Origin of the sequence: Amycolatopsis sp. NPDC051371, assembly GCF_040682155.1 — a bacterium.
GTDB lineage: Bacteria > Actinomycetota > Actinomycetes > Mycobacteriales > Pseudonocardiaceae > Amycolatopsis.
In genome coordinates this window covers 59,000-73,311 of sequence record NZ_JBFBAG010000016.1, presented here as the reverse complement: position 1 = coordinate 73,311, position 14,312 = coordinate 59,000, and the positions used below count along the sequence as shown (strand labels likewise).

Genomic DNA, 14,312 nt, shown 5'->3' with positions numbered 1-14,312 from the left:
CATCTACTTCGCGAGCTGCGGCGCGGGCTGTTTCCCTTTCTACGCCACCGATTCCGCGGGCAAGACCGATCGGCACGAGCGGTGCGAAAAGTGCGTCAAGGAGACCTACCGCCTCATGAGCGTTCCTCCAGCACCGCCAGGTAGTGCACGTTCGTCATGACGCCGAGGACGTTGCCGAACGGGTCGACGACCGACGCGGTCACGAACCCGGGCCCCCGCTCGGTGATCGGCTCGTGCTCCTTCGCGCCCAGCTCGCGCAGGCGCGCGACGGTGCCTTCGAGGTCGTCGACGTGCCAGTAGACGATCTCGCCGCTCGGCCCGCCCATGCTCGCCGGGACGTACTTGCGGTCGATCAAGCCGAGTTCGTGCTGGTAGTCGCCGATGCGGAACTCGGCGTACCCGGGCCGGTGGAAGTACGGCTCGATCCCGAGGAACTCGGTGTACCAGGCCTGCGCGGCCGCGTGGTCGTCGGCGAAGTAGGAGACGGTGGCCATTCCTCGCAGCATGTCTGTTCCCTCTCGAGCGGGTTCAAGCGGTGTGGAGCCATCATGCGGAGTGAAAGTGCGCACCGAATGAGCACTTTGTTTGCGAGACTCCTCCCATGCGCGCCGACCGTCTCGTGGCCACCCTCCTGCTGATGCAGACGCGCGGCCGCGTCACGGCCGCCGAACTGGCGACCGAGCTGGAGATCTCCGTCGCGACGGCCCGGCGCGACCTCGAAGCGCTCTCGACGGCGGGGGTGCCCGTCTACCCGCAGCCAGGGCGCGGCGGTGGCTGGCGGCTGGTCGGGGGCGCGCGCACGGACCTGTCCGGCCTGACCGCGCGCGAGGCGCAGGCGCTGTTCCTCCTGGCCGGCCCGGCCGCGGCGGCGGCCCCGGAGGTCAAGTCGGCTCTGCGAAAACTGATGGGCGCGCTGCCCGGCACGTTCCGCGCGGAGGCCTCGGCGGCCGCCGAGGCCGTCCTCGTCGACCAGGCAGGCTGGGGCGAGCGAGTGAAGGACCGGCCGCCGATGGTCGAGCTGCTGCGGGACGCCGTCATCGCGCGGCGGCGCGTCCGGTTCACCTACAGCGGGCAGGAGCGGCTCGCGGACCCGTGGGGGCTGGTCGACAAGGACGACGTCTGGTACCTCGTCGCGGGGACTCCGAAGGGCCGCCGGACGTTCCGGGTGGACCGGATCGCCGAGGCCGCCGCGACCGACGACGCCGCGGATCGCCCGGCGGACCTCGAGCTGGCGAAGGTGTGGGAAGAAGTCGTCGAGGAGATCGAGAAGCGCCGGTCGCTCCTCACCGCCGACGTGGTGCTCGACCGCCGCTACTTCGGCGTGCTTCGCGACCGGTTCGGCCGGCACTGCGAGCTGGTCGCGGACCTGCCGGGTGACCGGGTCCGGGCGAGGGTAGCGGCACCCGCGCCGATCATGATCGCGCAGGAGCTGGCGGGCTGGGGCGCGCTCGTCGAGGTGGAGGGTCCCGAGTCCGTCCGGACCGAACTCGCCCGGCTCGGCGCGGAGCTGGTTGCCCGCTATGCCCCGGAATGACGTGAATGCCTCATTCATGTCGTCCGGCGCCCTGAACGAGTCATTCACGGCGTCTCAGGTGTCCTGCGCACACCCCCTGTGGCCACTATCCTCGGTGAACGGCGTTAATCACTCCACAGTGGACATTAGGAGGGCCTACTACGGGTGTCCGTTACCCTCCGGTATCTGGCCGTTCGGAGTATCCGCGATCACCCGTTTGCTGTTACTGTGACGCCTCCGTGACCTGAACGAGTGTTCGGTGACAACTGCTGTGACAACCGGAGCTTCGCTCCGGGCCGGGGGCTCCGCCACCGGTCCCCGAAAGCCTGCGGTGAGGGCAGACGATGCGTGACGATGTGGTCGAGGCGAGTGCGGTGGTCGGGCACACGCCGGACGTGGTGTGGCAGATCGTCGGATCGCCGGAGTGGTACTCGAGGTTCGTGCCCGAGATCGCCGGGTGCGAAATCCACGAACACGCCGCGCGCGGCCGAGGGCCCAAGGGCGTGATCCGGATTGCTCCCGAGCGCGGGCCGATGATGGAGGCGCAGGTCCAGGCCGTCGTGTACCGGCCGGGCGAACACGTCGTGTGGTGCGGCGTCCCCGACGAGGGCACGTGGGTCTCGCTCGAGCTGAGACCGCTGGCCGGCGGGAAGACCGAGCTGTTCGTCCGGATGATGCTGCCGCCGTCGCACCTGGATCTGGTGTCGTCGGTGAAGAAGGACGTCCGCGCCCTCGCGCGGCGTCTCGACCTGCATCTGGCCGGGGAGTCCGACCCCGACGCCGACCGGGACGGCAACAAGGCCACCAAGCTGCGCACCACGAGCGTCCTGGTGCGCGCCGGCGTCCTCAGCGCGGGCCGGCCGGACAAGATCGCCCGCCAGCTCAGCTCCCTCGCGCAGTGGGGCGCCACCATCGCCGGCGGCTACCAGGCCGCCGCGGCCCGCGTCCCCGACGAACCCGCCCTGCACGACGAGCGCAGCCTTCGCACCTTCCGCCAGGTCCAGGAGCGCAGCGACCGGCTCGCGAACGGGCTGAGCGAGCTCGGCGTCGGCGAACGCGACCGGATCGCGCTGATGTGCCGCAACCACGCCGCGATGGTCGAGTCGTTCGTCGCCGCCAGCAAGCTCGGCGCCGACCTGATCCTGCTCAACACCGGCCTGTCCGCGGCCTCGGTCAAGGACGTCCTCGCCGAGCACGAGCCGGCCGCCGTGCTGGCCGACGACGAGTTCGCGCAGACCATCGCGAACGTCCCGGGCGACTTCGCCCGGATCAGCACGTGGCCGGACGCCGAGACCGGCTACCCGACCGTCGACGAGCTGATCCACGCCGCGCCCGCCGACCCGCCCAAACCGGTCGACCGGCCGGGCCGCGTGGTCGTGCTCACGTCCGGGACTTCCGGGACGCCGAAGGGCGCGCGCCGCCCCACGCCGAAGGGCATGGGGACGGCCGCGGCGATCCTCGACCGGATCCCGCTGCGCGCCGGCGACCGGATCCTCGTCGCGGCGCCGCTGTTCCACAGCTGGGGCCTGGCCGCGATGCAGCTCGGCATGGCGCTGCGGGCGTCGCTCGCGCTGATCCGCAGGTTCGACGCCGAGGAGACGCTGCGGGCGATCGCCGAGCAGAAGTGCGACGCGCTGTTCGCGGTACCGATCATGCTGCAACGGATCACGGACCTGCCCGAGCGGGTGCGGGCGCGCTACGACCTGTCGTCGCTGCGGATCGTCGCGAGCAGCGGGTCGGCGCTGTCCGGCACGTTCGTCACGCAGTTCATGGACACCTTCGGCGACGTCCTCTACAACTTCTACGGCTCGACCGAGGTGTCCTGGGCGAGCATCGCCGACCCGGGCGACCTGCGCGCGGCGCCGAGCACGGCCGGGCGCTGCCCGCTCGGCACGCGCGTCGCGATCCTCGACGAGGAGCGCAAGCCCGTCCCGCCCGGCGGCGAGGGCCAGATCTTCGTCGGCAACGACATGCTGTTCGACGGCTACACGAACGGCACCGACCCGGCGCGCGCGGCGGACCTGATGGCCACCGGCGACGTCGGCTACCTCGACGCGGCGGGCCGCCTGTTCGTCACCGGCCGCGCCGACGAGATGATCGTGTCCGGCGGCGAGAACGTGTTCCCGCGTCCGGTCGAGGAAGCGCTGGTGGCGCTGCCCGGCGTGCACGACGCGGCGGTGGTCGGCGTGGCGGACGCGGAGTGGGGCCAGCGCCTCGCGGCGTACGTCGTCCCGCGGCGCGGCGCCTCGCTGCACGCCGAGGACATCCGGGCCTACATCCACCAGCGGCTGGCCCGGTTCGCCGTGCCGCGGGACGTGTACTTCGTGCCGGACCTGCCGCGCAACGCGACGGGCAAGATCCTCAAGCGCCTGCTGCACGACGACACCTGGCCGGTCAGCAGCGAGTACTGATGCCCGAGCACACGCCCGACGGCCGCTACATCATCGTGAACGGCCGTCGCTGGCGCGCGACGGATCCGGAGATCCCGGACGACGTCCGCGACCGCCTGCAGAAGCACCTGATGGCGGCGCGGCGCGTCCAGGATCGCGCGCGCACCCAGCTGGCGAAGGTGGCGTTGGGCGAACGCGGCGACCCGTGGTGGGAGCAGACGTCCGCGCAACGCCGTGAGCGGTGGGAAAGCGGGCTCGCCGAGCTCGATCAGCCCAACGGCTGACGCAGCACGGTCCTGAGTTTCGCGGGGTCGGTCTTCCGCGGATCGCCGAGGTAGACCTCGTGGTGCAGGCCGGTTTCCTTCAGTCCGTGCTGCGCAAGGAATTCGTCGTGCAGGCGGGCGAGCAGCGGACCTTCGTCGTCGTACGGGCCGACGTGCAGTACCTGCGCGCACCGGCCTTCGTGCAGCTTCTCGAGCCGGACCGGCGCGTCGATCTTCTTCTTGCGCTTCACCGACTCCCGGGCTTCCTCGACGGCGTCCTCGCCGATTCGTTCCGGCAGCGAGATCAGCATCGTCCACTGCCAGGAGTCCTTGGCGCGCACGGTGAACGCGGCGTAGTCCTCGGCCCACCACAGGCCTTCCAGCGGGCCGACGACGAAGTCCTCGCCGGTGCGTTTGGCCGTCATCTTGATCGTGAAGGCGAAGGCGTAGAGGGCTTCGACGGCTTTCTTGTAGCTGTCCGCGGTGTTCGGCTTGCCGCGGCCGTCGATCGCGAGGAACTGCTGTTCGGGGACGTCGAGCAGGGCCCAGTCGGTGTTTTTGGGCGCGTACAGCTGCTTCAGGTCTTTCTTGACGTCGTAGGGCATCAGGTCAGTCCTTTCAGCCATTCGGCTTCCGCTTCGAGCTGGCCGATCGAGTAGTCGAAGATGGCCCGGACGAACGGCGGAGCCTCGACCTCGGCTGCCCGGCGGACTTCGGCCAGCCGTTCCTCCACCGCTTCGGCGCGCCGGGCCAATGCCGCTTTGAGCCGTTCGGGCGGGATCGCGGGGCTGTTCGCCAGCCCGACCAGCACCGGCGGGTGCACCGGGCGCAGTTCGGCGATGGCAGCCTCCGCGGCCGCCGCACACGCCCGACGGCCCGCGTCCGTCGCCGTGTACGTCTTCTTGGCCTTCGCGTGCGCCCGCTCCCCCGCGACCTCGGCGACCAGGCCGCGGTCGCGGAGTTTGCCGAGCACGTAGTAGATCGAACTGAAGCCGAGCGCGGTCCAGTCGCGCATCCCGCGTTCCGAGACGACTTCGTCCAGCTCGTAGCCGTGCCTCGGCCGCTCGGAGACGAGGCCGAGCACCGTCAGTTCCGCGTCGGTCAGCACGGGACTATTCTAGTGCTGGAATACTCCCCTTCGTCAAGGTCGCCGGAAATTGTCGGTGGGTGCTGGCATGCTTCACCGGGTAAGCCTCTCCGGGCCGCTAGCCTGGGGAATTCGACCGGACGGCAAAGGAAACCAGTGGGGGGACAGGTGGTGACGGCGGTGCCGTGGACCGCGGAACGCGTGGCCGGGCTCGCGCCGGATCCCGCTTCGGAGAAGGCGGGCCGGGCGCTGGCCGCGCCGGCGAGGTGGTCGGGCGCGGGTGCGTCCGAAGACGCCGTGTGGGGCTTCTGCCAGGGCAGCGGCAAGAAGCCGTACCAGACGTGCGTCGAGCTCGCCGAGCCCGCGTTCCGGTGTTCCTGCCCCAGCCGGAAGTTCCCGTGCAAGCACGCGCTCGGGTTGTTGATGTTGTGGGCCGCACGGCAACTCGACTCGGCCGAGCCACCCGAGTGGGTGCACACCTGGCTCGCCGAACGCGGCGATCGCGCCCAGCGAGCCGAGAAACGGGCGGAAGCGGCCGGTCCCAAGGACGAGGAGGCGGCCGCGCGACGCGCTTCGGATCGGGCCGCGCGGGTCGAAGGCGGTGTCGCGGAGCTGAAAGTCTGGCTGACCGACCGGATCGGCGCGGGTTTCGCCGGTTTCGAGCGCAGCGGCGGTGAAGAGCTGCGCACGGTGGCCGCCCGGATGGTCGACGCACAGGCGTCCGGCTTGGCGGGCGGTCTCCGGCGGGCGGCGGGGATCGTCGGCCGCCGTGACTGGCCGGAGGCGCTGCTCGGCGAGCTGTCGCTGCTGTACCTGCTGGCGGACGCGGCGACCCGGCTGGATTCGCTGCCGGTCCCGCTGGCGGAGACCGTCCGGACGCGGCTCGGTTTTTCGGTGGAGACGGCCCGTGTCCTGGAAAGCGGCGAGCGCGTGTCGGACGAGTGGCTGATCACGGGCGCCGCCGACGAGGAGAACGACCGCTTGCTCACGCGCCGCACGTGGCTGCGCGGCCGGCTCACGGGCCGCGACGCACTGGTGCTGTCGTTCGCTCCACCGGGGCGTCCGCTGGACGCGTCGTTGCCGCCCGGGCACCTGCTGACGGCGGAGCTGGCGTTCTACCCGGGCGCGGCGCCGCTGCGAGCGCTGGTGGCCGAGCGCGGCATTCCCTTGTCCGCCCCGGCAGCCGAAGGCGGCTCGATCTCGGACGCGCTGGCGGCGTACGCGCGGGCGATGGCGGCGGACCCGTGGCTGGAACGCTGGCCGGTCCTGCTTTCCGGCGTCACACCGGCCGAACACGCGGGCGGCTGGTGTCTGTCCGAAAAGGACGGTACCGCGCTGCCGCTGGTGCCGTACACGTTCCCGTGGTCGCTGCTGGCGATGTCCGCGGGCCGGCCGCTGACGGTGGCGGGCGAGTGGAGCCAATCGGGGTTGCGGCCGCTGATGTGCTGGCAGGACGACCGGGCGGTGCGGCTGTGACCCTTTCGGAGAACCAGAACCACGAGCGGGAGGTGCGACCGTGAAAGCCTGGGAAGACCTCGTCGGCACCGCACTCCTCGGCACGCGCCGTCGCCCCCTCGACCCCGCCACCCAGCCACCCGCCGTCCAGGACCTCATCGCCGGCCGCGAAGACCCCGCCGAACAGCTCCTCGCCGCGGCGGCCGTCCTGACCACCTACCGGCGAGCCGGGCGGCGCGCCCAAAGCGACGTCCGCGCCCTCCCCGTCGCCGCGCCCGACGAGCGGCCCTTCGTCCCGCCCCTCGCGCGGGAACGGCTGGCCCGGCTGCTCGCCGCCAGCCATCCCGACCTCCTCCTGGAATGGCTCGGCGTCGTCGCCGGCACGGACTACCGCGTCCCGCCCGAAACCCTCCCCCTCCTCGCCGAAGCCGCGCGCAGCAAGGCCGCCCTGCGCGGTCCGCTCGTCGCCGTCGCCGGGTCGCTGGGGGCTTGGCTGGGACAGCGGAACCCCGACTGGGCCTTCCTCTCCGCGCCCCCCGAAGAGTCCGGCGACGTCTGGCAGTACGGCAGCCTCGCCCAGCGCCGCCGCTGGCTGGCGACCAAGCTGGCCGACGATCCCGGCGCCGCCCGCGAAGCCCTCGAAGGTTCGTGGAAGAGCGAACCCGCCGACGTCCGCTCGGACTTTCTCGGCGTGCTCGCCGGGCATGTGAGCGCCGAGGACGAAGCGTTCCTCGAAGCCGCGCTCACCGATCGCGCCGCCGCCGTCCGCGAACGGGCCGCCGATCTGCTCGGCCGGCTGCCCGGCACGCGGTACGGCGAGACGATGGCCGACCGGCTGCGGCCGCTGGTCCGCAGGAAAGGCCGGGTGCTCGAAGTCTCCGTCCCCCAGGGCGAACGCGGCGAAGGCACCGTCCGGCTGCGCACCCTCGCCGCCGCGGCTCCGCTGGCCTTCTGGACCGAGTTCGGCCCGCCGGCCGAGGTGGTGCGGATGACCGTCGAGGGCTGCCCGCCCGGCGTGCTGCGCGACTCCTGGGCCACCGCGGCCCTGCGCCAGCGCGACGAAACCTGGGCGCAGGCGCTGATCGGCGCCGACCCCGGCGGGCGCACCACGCCACCGCTGCTCGGCGTGCTGAGCCCGGCGAGCCAGGCCGCCACCGTGGGGCACCTGGTGAGCCGGCTGCCCGTCGAGTCGTTCGCGCGGCTGGTGCACGAGCTGCCCCGGCCGTGGACGAAGGAGCTCGGCACCGCCCTGCTCGACTGGATCGCCCGCCAGGACGACCACCGCCTGGTTTCGCACGCCGCCGTCGTGATCGCCCGCGCGGTCCCCGCGGCGTGCCTGCGCCACCCGCTCGCCACCACCCGCCTGACCATGGACGCCGGTCCGTGGCGCCGGGCGCTCACCGAAACGCTGAACTTCCGCCGCGAAATGTACGAGGAGCTCGCATGACACCCCTTGTGTCAACCTCAAGATCGAAGTCAGGCCGCGGCTTGCTGTTCGACGTGGTGTCGGGCGCCGCCGTGCAGGCCGGGGTCGTAGGGGGTGCTGTTCTGCCAGCATCGCCAGATGACCCGGGTCCAGGCGCGGGCGAGGATGCGGGTGGCGTGTGGGTGGTCTTTGCCCGAGGCTCGGGCTCGGTTGTAGATGTCGGCGGCCCACGGGCTGGCGTGGCGGCTGTTACCGGCGAAAGTGGTGATGGCGACGCGGAGGCGTTTGTTGCAGGCCCAGCGGAACGAGACTCCGTGCTGTTTGCCGGATGCTTTGGTGACCGGGGTGAGCCCGGCCAGCGCGGCGATCGCGTCGGGGTGGCCGAACGCGGCGCGGGCGTCGCCCCATTCGGCCAGGATCTGGGCAGCGTTGACGGTTCCGGCGCGGGGGAAGGACCGGAAGACCCCGCCGTCGGGGTGGGCGTCCATCTGCGCGGCGATGGAGCGGTCCAGGTTCTTGATCGCGGTGTTGAGCGCGGTCAGAACGGCGACTTGGGCCAGCACTGCGTCCCGGATCCCCTCGGAGACAACGGGGTCGAGCGTGCCGGCAGGTGCGCAGCGCAGCCGGGCCAGCAGGACGTCGGCGGGTTTCTTGCCCGAGTAGCCTTGTTTGGCGCAGAACGCGGCCAGCCGTTTCCCGGTCAGCGAGGCAGCCGAGGCGGCGGTCGGGTAGCGGGTCAGGAACGCGAGCGCGATCGCGGACTCGATGTCGGCGAAGATGGCTTTGGCGCCGGGCCAGTGCGCGTCCAGCAGCGCGCCGAGCTGGTTGATCGCGGCCACTCGTGCGTCGACGAGGTCGTCGCGGGTGCGCACGATGGTGCGCAGTGCTTTGGTGTGGCTGGACAACGGTGCGGCGGGACGCAGCCGATGGAAGCGCACCCGCAGGTAGTCGGCGATCACCTGCGCGTCGCCGGGGTCGGATTTGGCGCCGGAGAGGACTTCGGCCTCGCGCCAGGTCTTGATCGCGTTCGGTTTGACCGGCAGCACCGGATGCCCGGCCTCGAGCAGCGCATCGACCAGGCGGCCGTCCGGGCGCTCGATCGCCACCGGTGCCTGCCTGGTCCCGCCGAGCTTGCCGAGCCGGGCGGTCAGCCGGCGGAACCCGGCGGCGGTGTGCTCGATCGTGAACGCGGCGACTTTCCGGCCTGTTCGGTCGAGCACGCACACGGCGTGCTCGGCCGCGGCCCAGTCGATCCCGATGAAGAGCAAAGGCACGTCGTGCTGCGACAACTGCGTCGCCTTCCCGTGTGCAGTCCCGGGCAGGAGTCAGGCGGAGGCGAGGGAACCGACAGCGGAGTGGTCACTAACCGGCGCTCTGCGGCGCGTCCCTTTGTCATCGCTTCGCGGTTCCGGGGAAACCGGGGGCGGCAGTGTCATACAGGCCCTCGAAGGGCGACCGCCACAGGCCGTCACCCCGGCTTCCGCCTAGTTCCTACCACAAGCCCCGTCCAAGGGCCCGCACAGAAGAGGGTGCACTAGTGACCGCCCCCACCGTCCTCCGGCCGCACGCCGAACAGGACCACGCCGCCGAGCTGGCCGCGCTGGCCGCCGCCGACGACCGGGCCAAGCCGCCCAACTGGAACCTCTCGCCGTGGGCCGTCGTCGAGTACCTGCTCGGCGGTACCCTGCCCGACGGCACCGCGATCACCCCGAAGTACGTCGGCCCGCGGCGGCTGATCGAGGTCGCCGTGGCGACGCTGGCCACCGACCGCGCGCTGCTGCTGCTCGGCGTGCCCGGCACGGCGAAGACGTGGGTGTCCGAGCACCTCTCCGCCGCGATCAGCGGGGACTCGACGCTGATGGTGCAGGGCACCGCGGGCACGTCGGAGGAGTCCATCCGCTACGGCTGGAACTACGCCCGGCTGATCGCCGAGGGCCCGAGCGCCGCCGCGCTGGTCGAAAGCCCGCTGCTGCACGCGATGCGGGACGGCAAGCTGGCCCGGCTCGAGGAGCTGACGCGCATCCCGGCCGACGTCCAGGACTCGCTGATCACGATCCTGTCCGAGAAGACGCTGCCCATCCCCGAGCTGGGCACCGAGGTCCAGGCGCGGCCGGGCTTCAACCTGATCGCGACGGCGAACAACCGCGACAAGGGCGTCAACGAGCTCTCGAGCGCGCTGCGGCGGCGGTTCAACACCGTCGTGCTGCCGCTGCCCGACAGCGCCGAGGCGGAGGTCGAGATCGTCAGCCGGCGGGTCGCCGAGCTGGGCACGTCACTGCAGCTGCCCACGGAAGCCGCCGAACTGGCCGAGATCCGCCGGGTGGTCACGGTGTTCCGCGAGCTGCGTTCGGGCCGCACCGAAGACGGCCGCACAGCGGTGAAGTCGCCGTCCGGCACGCTCTCCACGGCCGAGGCGATCAGCGTGCTCACCGGCGGTCTCGCGCTGGCCACGCACTTCGGCGACGGCGTGCTGCGCCCGCACGACATCGCGGCCGGCATCCACGGCGCGGTGGTCAAGGACCCGGTGGCCGACCGCGCGATCTGGATCGAGTACCTCGAAACGGTCGTCCGCGAGCGCGACGGCTGGGCCGACTTCTACCGGGCGGGCCAGGAACTTTCGTGACGACGCACCTGCTCGGCATCCGCCACCACGGCCCGGGTTCGGCCCGCGCCGTGGCGACGCGGCTCGCGCAGCTCGAACCCGACGTCGTGCTGATCGAAGGTCCACCCGAGGCCGACGCCCTGGTCGAGCTGACCGAAGACCCGGCGATGGCGCCGCCGGTCGCGCTGCTGGCGTACGCGACCGACGACGTCTCGCGCGCCGCGTTCTGGCCGTTCGCCGTCTTCAGCCCGGAGTGGCAAGCGCTCGCGTACGCGCGCGAAGCCGGGATCCCGGTGCGGTTCTGCGACCTCCCGGCCGCGAACACCTTCGCCGCGGGGCCGGACGAGCACGCCGGGCCGCCCGGCGACCCGCTGGCCGCGCTGGCCTCGGCCGGCGGCTACGACGACCCGGAACGCTGGTGGGACGACGTCGTCGAGTCGCGGCGCGGCGACGACAACCCGTTCGAGGTGATCGCCGAGGCGATGACCGCGTTGCGGGAGGACGAAGAACCGCCGCGCGGCAACGAAGCCCGGCGTGAGGCCCACATGCGCTCGGTGCTGCGCCGCACCCGCAAGGACGGCTTCGAGAACATCGCCGTCGTCTGCGGCGCCTGGCACGTGCCCGCGCTGGTCGACCCGCTGCCGCCGGCGTCGCACGACCAGACCGTCCTCAAAGGACTGCCGAAGCGGAAGGTCGCGTGCACCTGGGTGCCGTGGACCCACGGCCGGCTCGCGACGGCCAGCGGCTACGGCGCGGGCGTGCGGTCGCCGGGCTGGTACCACCACCTCTTCACCACGGCCGAGAACGTCACCACCCGCTGGCTGGCCGGCGTCGCGGCGGTGCTGCGGGAGGAGGACCTGCCCGTCTCGACCGCGCACGTCATCGAGGCGGTCCGGCTGGCCGAGACCCTCGCCACGCTGCGCGGGCGGTCGTCGCCCGGTCTGGCCGAGGTCACCGAAGCGACCCGATCCGTGCTCTGCGGCGGCGACGAGGTGCAGGTCGAGCTGGTCACGCGGCGGCTGGTGGTCGGCGAACGGCTCGGCGAGGTGCCCGACCGGGTGCCGCAGCCACCGCTGGCCGCGGACCTGACCGCGACGGCGAAACGCCTGCGGCTCAAGAAGGACCCGATGGTCAAGGAGCTCGACCTCGACCTGCGGACACCCGGCGGGCTCGACCGCTCGAAGCTGTTGCACCGGCTGCGGATCCTCGGCATCGAGTGGGGCAGCCGGGAGGCGTCGGCGCGGCGGAACAAGGGCACGTTCCGGGAGACCTGGGCGCTGTGCTGGGAACCGGCGTTCGAGGTCGACCTGGTCGCGGCCGCGGTGCACGGCACCACCGTGCCGTCGGCGGCGACCGCCGCGGTCCGCGACACCGTCGAGGGCACGCCCCCGCTGGACGAGGTGACCACGGCCGTCGAGAACTGCCTGCTCGCCGACCTGCCGGAGGCGCTGCCCGAGGCGCTGGCCGCCCTCGACGCACGGGCGGCGGCGGACGCGGACGTCGCCCGGCTGATGTCGGCGCTGCCCGCGCTGGCCCGGGCGACCCGGTACGGGAACGTGCGCGGCACCGACACCGGTGCGCTGCGCGCGGTCGCCGACCGCATGCTCGACCGGATCTGCGCCGGGCTGCCGCCGGCGACGCACGGGATCGACGACGACGCCGCGGCCCGGATGGCCCAGCTGGTCGACGGGGTGCACGACGCGACGTCGCTGCTGGGCGACGACCCGAAGGAGCGCTGGCTCGCGGCGCTGGCCCGGCTGGCCGAACGGCCGTCGCTGCCGCCGTTGCTGGCCGGCCGGCTCACCCGGATCCTGCACGACGCCGGGCTGCTCGACGCGCTGGACATCGAACTGCGGCTGGGCCGGGCACTCACGCCGGGCATCGCACCGTCGGCGGGCGCGGCGTACGTCGAGGGCTTCTTCGACGGCGGCGCGTTGCTGCTGGTGCACGACGAAGGCCTGTTGCGGGTGATCGACGCGTGGCTGTCGGCGATCCACGACGACGTCTTCACCGAGGTGCTTCCGTTGCTGCGCCGCACTTTCGGCGCGTTCAGCGGGCCCGAGAAGCGAGCGATCGGGCATCGCGCGGCCGGGCTCACCGGCACCGTCGCGGTCCTGGCGATGGCCGAAGAACTGGACGAGGACCGGGCGGAGCGCGTGCTGCCGGTGCTCGCGACGCTGCTGGGGGTGGGGGTATGAGCGCGGACGTCGAGCGCGCGCGGCGCTGGCGGCTGGTGCTGGGCGCCGAGGGCGCGGGCCCGGGGTCGGGGCTGGCCGACGCCCAGCTGTCCGATGAGGACAGTGGGGTCGACGCGGTGCTGGCCGCCCTCTACGACAAGCCGGACGAGGAGGCGACGGGCGGGCCGCGCAGCGCGAGCCTGGGCGCGTCGGCGCCGCGGGTCGCGCGCTGGCTGGGCGACATCCGGCGCTACTTCCCCAGCACCGTCGTGCAGGTGATGCAGCGCGACGCCGTCGACCGCCTGGGCCTGACCCGGATGCTGCTGGAGAAGGAGCTGCTCTCGGCGGTCGAGCCGGACGTGCACCTGGTCGGGACGCTGCTTTCGCTGAACGGCGTGCTGCCGGAGGAGACCAAGGAGACGGCGCGCGAGGTCGTCCGCAAGGTGGTCGAGGAGCTGGAGGAGCGGCTCGCCGAGCGCACGCGCGCGGCGATCAAGGGCGCGCTGGACAAGGCGTCGCGCACGCACCGGCCCCGCCCCGGCGACGTCGACTGGGCGCGCACGATCCACAAGAACCTCAAGCACTACTCCCCGGAGCTCCGCACGATCGTCCCCGAGCAGCTGGTCGGCTTCGGCCGGCGCCAGCAGGCGGTGCAGCGCGACGTCATCCTGGCCGTGGACCAGTCGGGGTCGATGGCGGAGTCGGTGGTGTACTCGGGGCTGTTCGGCGCGGTGCTGGCGTCGATGCGGGCACTGCGGACGTCGTTCGTCGCGTTCGACACGGAGGTCGCGGATCTGACCGAGCACCTCGCCGACCCGGTCGACGTGCTGTTCGGCACCCAGCTCGGCGGCGGCACGGACATCAACCGGGCGATCGCCTATTGCCAGGGCCTGGTCGGCCGGCCCGAGCAGACGCTGCTGGTGCTGATCAGCGACCTGTACGAGGGCGGCGACGAAGACGAGCTCCTCCACCGGGTCGCCGAGCTGGTCGGCGCGGGGGTCCAGGTGGTGACGCTGCTGGCGCTGTCCGACTCGGGCGCACCGTCGTACGACCACGAGAACGCGGCGGCGCTGGCGGAGCTGGGGGTCCCGGCGTTCGCGTGCACGCCGGACCAGTTCCCGGAGCTGATGGCGGCCGCGGTTCGTGGTGACGACCTGCAAGCGTGGGTGGCCCGCGAGACCAGCTGAGTTGCGGAATGAAACTCACTGCGCGGCTGTTGACGCAGGTGTGGGACAGCAGCTCCCGCAGGAAGGACGGCTCGCCATGAAGGTTCGCAGCTCGATCCGCTCGCTTGCCCGCCAGCCGGGCGCCCAGGTCATCCGCCGCGGCGCGAAGATCCTGGTGATCAACAAGGACAACCCGCGCTCGAAGGCCCGCCAGGGCTGACACGGCGCCCTCG

Annotated in this window: 13 protein-coding genes; 9 read left to right on the top strand and 4 right to left on the bottom strand. The window is 72.3% G+C overall.

Translation table 11 applies throughout. The features are described 5' to 3' along the window. Positions 1-113: 113 nt before the first annotated feature. Entirely contained in the window at positions 114-494 is a 381-nt protein-coding gene (locus AB0M59_RS20835; protein WP_364617257.1) for a VOC family protein, read from the bottom strand. Positions 495-601: 107 nt separating this feature from the next. Between AB0M59_RS20835 and AB0M59_RS20830 the strand changes: the two genes are divergently transcribed. The 3 genes from AB0M59_RS20830 (at position 602) to AB0M59_RS20820 (ending at position 4,187) form a co-directional block, all read left to right on the top strand. Next, positions 602-1,534: a WYL domain-containing protein gene (locus tag AB0M59_RS20830; protein ID WP_364617255.1), complete on the top strand. Its 933-nt coding sequence runs from the start codon at positions 602-604 to the stop codon at positions 1,532-1,534. A 323-nt stretch (positions 1,535-1,857) separates the two neighbouring features. Continuing rightward, positions 1,858-3,924, top strand: coding sequence for an AMP-binding protein (locus tag AB0M59_RS20825; RefSeq protein WP_364617253.1), 2,067 nt, complete (start codon positions 1,858-1,860; stop codon positions 3,922-3,924). Then, positions 3,924-4,187: a hypothetical protein gene (locus AB0M59_RS20820; protein WP_364617251.1), complete on the top strand. Its 264-nt coding sequence runs from the start codon at positions 3,924-3,926 to the stop codon at positions 4,185-4,187. Before AB0M59_RS20825 ends, AB0M59_RS20820 begins: the two co-directional genes overlap by 1 nt. Here AB0M59_RS20820 and AB0M59_RS20815 read toward each other — a convergent pair. Both AB0M59_RS20815 and AB0M59_RS20810 read right to left on the bottom strand, forming a co-directional pair. Then, positions 4,172-4,771 (bottom strand): GyrI-like domain-containing protein, encoded by a 600-nt coding sequence (locus AB0M59_RS20815; RefSeq protein ID WP_364617487.1) that lies wholly within the window; start codon positions 4,769-4,771, stop codon positions 4,172-4,174. The two genes, AB0M59_RS20820 and AB0M59_RS20815, sit on opposite strands and share 16 nt — an antisense overlap. Further along, entirely contained in the window at positions 4,771-5,274 is a 504-nt protein-coding gene (locus AB0M59_RS20810) for a PadR family transcriptional regulator (protein WP_364617249.1), read from the bottom strand. The genes AB0M59_RS20815 and AB0M59_RS20810 overlap by 1 nt, the downstream gene beginning before the upstream one ends. 135 nt (positions 5,275-5,409) lie before the next feature. Here AB0M59_RS20810 and AB0M59_RS20805 point away from each other — a divergent pair, with 135 nt between their 5' ends. Then, a complete protein-coding gene (locus tag AB0M59_RS20805) occupies positions 5,410-6,729 on the top strand; it encodes an SWIM zinc finger family protein (protein WP_364617247.1) in 1,320 nt (439 codons plus the stop codon). Positions 6,730-6,769: 40 nt separating this feature from the next. Beyond that, positions 6,770-8,155, top strand: coding sequence for a DUF5691 domain-containing protein (locus tag AB0M59_RS20800; RefSeq protein WP_364617245.1), 1,386 nt, complete (start codon positions 6,770-6,772; stop codon positions 8,153-8,155). Positions 8,156-8,184: 29 nt separating this feature from the next. Here AB0M59_RS20800 and AB0M59_RS20795 read toward each other — a convergent pair whose 3' ends face one another. After that, entirely contained in the window at positions 8,185-9,408 is a 1,224-nt protein-coding gene (locus AB0M59_RS20795; protein ID WP_364617243.1) for an IS110 family transposase, read from the bottom strand. Between the two features lie 263 nt (positions 9,409-9,671). Between AB0M59_RS20795 and AB0M59_RS20790 the strand changes: the two genes are divergently transcribed. From AB0M59_RS20790 to AB0M59_RS20775, 4 genes are all read left to right on the top strand, one after another. Then, the gene (locus tag AB0M59_RS20790) at positions 9,672-10,757 is read left to right on the top strand and encodes an AAA family ATPase (protein ID WP_364617241.1); all 1,086 of its coding nucleotides are present in this window, start codon (positions 9,672-9,674) and stop codon (positions 10,755-10,757) included. Further along, positions 10,754-12,934: a DUF5682 family protein gene (locus AB0M59_RS20785; RefSeq protein WP_364617239.1), complete on the top strand. Its 2,181-nt coding sequence runs from the start codon at positions 10,754-10,756 to the stop codon at positions 12,932-12,934. Before AB0M59_RS20790 ends, AB0M59_RS20785 begins: the two co-directional genes overlap by 4 nt. Then, a complete protein-coding gene (locus AB0M59_RS20780) occupies positions 12,931-14,100 on the top strand; it encodes a VWA domain-containing protein (protein WP_364617237.1) in 1,170 nt (389 codons plus the stop codon). Before AB0M59_RS20785 ends, AB0M59_RS20780 begins: the two co-directional genes overlap by 4 nt. A 76-nt stretch (positions 14,101-14,176) precedes the next feature. Further along, on the top strand, positions 14,177-14,299 hold the full coding sequence (locus tag AB0M59_RS20775) for a ribosomal protein bL36 (protein WP_364617235.1): 123 nt from the start codon (positions 14,177-14,179) through the stop codon (positions 14,297-14,299). Positions 14,300-14,312: the final 13 nt, after the last annotated feature.